Source organism: Curtobacterium sp. PhB78, assembly GCF_003751685.1.
In the GTDB taxonomy this organism is placed as follows: Bacteria; Actinomycetota; Actinomycetes; order Actinomycetales; family Microbacteriaceae; genus Curtobacterium.
In genome coordinates this window covers 1-4,756 of the sequence record NZ_RKIA01000013.1, presented here as the reverse complement: position 1 = coordinate 4,756, position 4,756 = coordinate 1, and the positions used below count along the sequence as shown (strand labels likewise).

Sequence of the window (4,756 nt, the reverse complement as noted above, 5' to 3'; positions counted from 1 at the left end):
GTCTCAAACATGTTCCGGCTGCTGCCCACGAATGGGCAGAGCGGTGTATTCAGTTTGATTCCCGATCGTCTGTCGGGAACCACAAAGTGGACGCGAGCCCGTGCAACAAGTGCACGGAAATCAGTGTGTTATCAAGTCTTCGGCTTATTAGTACCGGTCAGCTCCACGGGTCGTTAGTCCCCGCTTCCACATCCGGCCTATCAACCCAGTAGTCTGCTGGGAGCCTCTCACACTCAAGGTGCATGGAAATCTCATCTCGAAGACGGCTTCCCGCTTAGATGCTTTCAGCGGTTATCCGGTCCGAACGTAGCTAATCAGCGGTGCCCTTGGCAGAACAACTGACACACCAGAGGTTCGTCCATCCCGGTCCTCTCGTACTAGGGATAGATCTTCTCAAATTTCCAACGCGCGCAGCGGATAGGGACCGAACTGTCTCACGACGTTCTAAACCCAGCTCGCGTACCGCTTTAATGGGCGAACAGCCCAACCCTTGGGACCTACTCCAGCCCCAGGATGCGACGAGCCGACATCGAGGTGCCAAACCATGCCGTCGATATGGACTCTTGGGCAAGATCAGCCTGTTATCCCCGAGGTACCTTTTATCCGTTGAGCGACAGCGCTTCCACAAGCCACTGCCGGATCACTAGTCCCGACTTTCGTCCCTGCTCGACCTGTCAGTCTCACAGTCAAGCTCCCTTGTGCACTTACACTCGCCACCTGATTGCCAACCAGGTTGAGGGAACCTTTGGGCGCCTCCGTTACTCTTTGGGAGGCAACCGCCCCAGTTAAACTACCCATCAGGCACTGTCCATGAACCCGATCAGGGTCCTACGTTAGACATCCAGAGTGACCAGAGTGGTATTTCAACAATGACTCCACGAACACTAGCGTGCCCGCTTCACAGTCTCCCACCTATCCTACACAAGCCACACCGAACACCAATACCAAACTGTAGTAAAGGTCACGGGGTCTTTCCGTCCTGCTGCGCGTAACGAGCATCTTTACTCGTAGTGCAATTTCGCCGAGTTCGCGGTTGAGACAGCTGGGAAGTCGTTACGCCATTCGTGCAGGTCGGAACTTACCCGACAAGGAATTTCGCTACCTTAGGATGGTTATAGTTACCACCGCCGTTTACTGGGGCTTAAATTCAGAGCTTCGCCCAAAGGCTAACCCTTCCTCTTAACCTTCCAGCACCGGGCAGGCGTCAGTCCGTATACATCGTCTTGCGACTTCGCACGGACCTGTGTTTTTAGTAAACAGTCGCTTCCCACTGGTCTCTGCGGCCTTCAACGCTCACGGAGTAAATCCGGTCACGTGTCCGGCCCCCCTTCTCCCGAAGTTACGGGGGCATTTTGCCGAGTTCCTTAACCACGATTCTCTCGATCTCCTTGGTATTCTCTACCTGACCACCTGAGTCGGTTTCGGGTACGGGCGGCTGCAACCTCGCGTCGATGCTTTTCTCGGCAGCATAGGATCACTGATTTCCCCTTACGGGTACGCGTCGGATCTCAGGCGTACAGACGACGGATTTGCCTATCGTCAGCCCTACATCCTTACACCAGGTTCACCTTACGGATACCATCGCCTGGCTCAGCTACCTTCCTGCGTCACACCTGTTCATACGCTAACCGCACCAGCATGGGGTCGAGCGTTAGACCGGCCACCATCACCCCGAAGGGATCCGGTTGAACCGGGTTAGGACTCTTAGCACCACTGGATTAGCTTGGGCGGTTGTTCGCCGGTACGGGAATATCAACCCGTTGTCCATCGACTACGCCTGTCGGCCTCGCCTTAGGTCCCGACTTACCCAGGGCGGATTAACCTGGCCCTGGAACCCTTGGTCTTTCGGAGGACGGGTTTCTCACCCGTCTTTCGCTACTCATGCCTGCATTCTCACTCGTGTAGCGTCCACGGCTGGATCACTCCGCCGCTTCACTCGCCACACGACGCTCTCCTACCACTCCGCACGACTGAACCACGAAGGCTTGTCTAGTGTGCGAAATCTACAACTTCGGTGGTGTGCTTGAGCCCCGTTACATTGTCGGCGCGGAATCACTTGACCAGTGAGCTATTACGCACTCTTTCAAGGGTGGCTGCTTCTAAGCCAACCTCCTGGTTGTCTATGCAACTCCACATCCTTTCCCACTTAGCACACGCTTAGGGACCTTAGTTGGTAGTCTGGGTTGTTTCCCTCTCGACGATGAAGCTTATCCCCCACCGTCTCACTGCTGCGCTCTCACTCACCGGCATTCGGAGTTTGGCTGACGTCAGTAACCTGTTGAGGCCCATCGGCCATCCAGTAGCTCTACCTCCGGCGAGAAACACGCAACGCTGCACCTAAATGCATTTCGGAGAGAACCAGCTATCACGAAGTTTGATTGGCCTTTCACCCCTATCCACAGCTCATCCCCTCCATTTTCAACTGAAGTGGGTTCGGTCCTCCACGACGTCTTACCGTCGCTTCAACCTGGCCATGGATAGATCACTTCGCTTCGGGTCTAGAACATGCGACTCAAACGCCCTATTCAGACTCGCTTTCGCTACGGCTGCCCCACACGGGTTAACCTCGCCACATATCACTAACTCGCAGGCTCATTCTTCAAAAGGCACGCCGTCACCCCTACTAAGGAGGCTCCGACGGTTTGTAAGCAAACGGTTTCAGGTACTATTTCACTCCCCTCCCGGGGTACTTTTCACCTTTCCCTCACGGTACTTGTCCGCTATCGGTCATCTGGGAGTATTTAGGCTTATCAGGTGGTCCTGACAGATTCACACGGGATTTCTCGGGCCCCGTGCTACTTGGGATACACATCCGGCCATAACACCATTTCGTCTACGGGGCTGGCACCCACTACGGCCCGGCTTTCAAACCGGTTCGACTATGATGCGCTGTAACCGCCCCAGTCCGGCAGAACTGAGTGACGTGTCCCACAACCCCGACCATGCAACGCCCGCCGGCTATCACACATGATCGGTTTAGCCTCATCCGCTTTCGCTCGCCACTACTCACGGAATCACATGTTGTTTTCTCTTCCTGTGGGTACTGAGATGTTTCACTTCCCCACGTTCCCTCTACCCGCCCTATATATTCAGGCGGGAGTCACCAGGTCACAAAAGCGCCCAGCGGGGTTTCCCCATTCGGAAATCCTCGGATCAGGGCTCGATTATCAGCTCCCCGAGGCTTATCGCAGATTTCTACGTCCTTCTTCGGCTCCAGATGCCAAGGCATCCACCGTTTGCTCTTAGAAACTTGACCACAAAGATTAAAATTGCGATCCGTCATCACCCACAACACGAACACCAAAAGTGCCCGGTCGATTGGATGACGCGAATCAAAGATGCTCGCGTCCACTGTGTAGTTCTCAACATACGATCGGCACCACACTCCCCACCATCCAGTGACAGTGCTTCATGCGGCCCGGCGAAGGACCCGTAGGCCCAACCCCTGCCAGACACTCTCGTGTCAGCAGGAAGCCTGGTCCCTCAGGACCCAACAACGTGCACCAGTCGGCAGCTCCACCCCAACCCGTCCCAACCCTGCAAGCAGAGCGTACTGAGGTCGGAAGCATCACTCCCAACTGCACTGTCAATGTTCCACCCATGAGCTACCCGTCGGACACGTTCGGTCCGAATCAGGCGCCTGGACCACGCCCACCCCGAAGGGCACACGAGGCCAGATGCTCCTTAGAAAGGAGGTGATCCAGCCGCACCTTCCGGTACGGCTACCTTGTTACGACTTAGTCCTAATCACCGATCCCACCTTCGACGGCTCCTTCCACAAGGGTTAGGCCACCGGCTTCGGGTGTTACCGACTTTCATGACTTGACGGGCGGTGTGTACAAGGCCCGGGAACGTATTCACCGCAGCGTTGCTGATCTGCGATTACTAGCGACTCCGACTTCATGAGGTCGAGTTGCAGACCTCAATCCGAACTGAGACCGGCTTTTTGGGATTCGCTCCACCTTACGGTATCGCAGCCCTTTGTACCGGCCATTGTAGCATGCGTGAAGCCCAAGACATAAGGGGCATGATGATTTGACGTCATCCCCACCTTCCTCCGAGTTGACCCCGGCAGTCTCCTATGAGTCCCCGGCATAACCCGCTGGCAACATAGAACGAGGGTTGCGCTCGTTGCGGGACTTAACCCAACATCTCACGACACGAGCTGACGACAACCATGCACCACCTGTACACCGACCACAAGGGGGCGACCATCTCTGGCCGTTTCCGGTGTATGTCAAGCCTTGGTAAGGTTCTTCGCGTTGCATCGAATTAATCCGCATGCTCCGCCGCTTGTGCGGGCCCCCGTCAATTCCTTTGAGTTTTAGCCTTGCGGCCGTACTCCCCAGGCGGGGCGCTTAATGCGTTAGCTACGACACAGAAACCGTGGAAAGGTCCCTACATCTAGCGCCCAACGTTTACGGCATGGACTACCAGGGTATCTAATCCTGTTCGCTCCCCATGCTTTCGCTCCTCAGCGTCAGTTACGGCCCAGAGATCTGCCTTCGCCATCGGTGTTCCTCCTGATATCTGCGCATTCCACCGCTACACCAGGAATTCCAATCTCCCCTACCGCACTCTAGTCTGCCCGTACCCACTGCAAGCCCGAGGTTGAGCCTCGGGATTTCACAGCAGACGCGACAAACCGCCTACGAGCTCTTTACGCCCAATAATTCCGGACAACGCTTGCACCCTACGTATTACCGCGGCTGCTGGCACGTAGTTAGCCGGTGCTTTTTCTGCAGGTACCGTCACT

The 4,756-nt window shown here is 55.7% G+C and carries 2 rRNA genes; both read right to left on the bottom strand.

The window, feature by feature from the left end:
• Positions 1-127: 127 nt before the first annotated feature.
• Positions 128-3,256 (bottom strand): 23S ribosomal RNA (locus EDF53_RS18880).
• A 432-nt stretch (positions 3,257-3,688) separates the two neighbouring features.
• A 16S ribosomal RNA gene (locus tag EDF53_RS18875) occupies positions 3,689-4,756 on the bottom strand; the annotation flags it as partial.